Raw genomic sequence first — 384 nt, 5'->3', positions numbered from 1 at the left:
ATATATCTCCTATAATAATTTTTTTATCATCCTGATACATTATTTTATTCTGACGATTAATATAATCTTTATAAACATCACTCTCATATACTTTACGTTTAAGTTCCTCATTATCTGTTTTTAAAGTAGTAAAATTGTCCTGCGCCTCAGCTGGAATAACCTCAGAAACTATACATCTCTTAAGATTTTCTATGCCGACTTTAAATCTTTTCATATGATAAACTTCAGACTCATACCATATTGTTGGCTTTATCATAAAAGAACAGCCTACTAACAAGAAAAGAGTTAAAATAGTTGACCATTTAAAAACCTTCATGTATCTATTCTCCACTAGATAAATCGCCTAAAACTTTAAACCTAAGTTTATACTAGATATATCTCTAG

At 28.4% G+C, this 384-nt stretch carries 1 protein-coding gene; it reads right to left on the bottom strand.

What is annotated here, in order from left to right; translation table 11 throughout:
- On the bottom strand, positions 1 to 316 hold a 316-nt coding region (locus tag VQ643_RS16345; RefSeq protein ID WP_414201582.1), incomplete at its 3' end, for a hypothetical protein.
- Positions 317 to 384 lie beyond the last annotated feature (68 nt).

Source organism: Pseudomonas sp. F1_0610 (assembly GCF_047470865.1).
GTDB lineage: Bacteria > Pseudomonadota > Gammaproteobacteria > Pseudomonadales > Pseudomonadaceae > JAZDRH01.
Note: the sequence above shows the minus strand (reverse complement) of the source record. Positions and strands in the feature narration are given on the sequence as shown.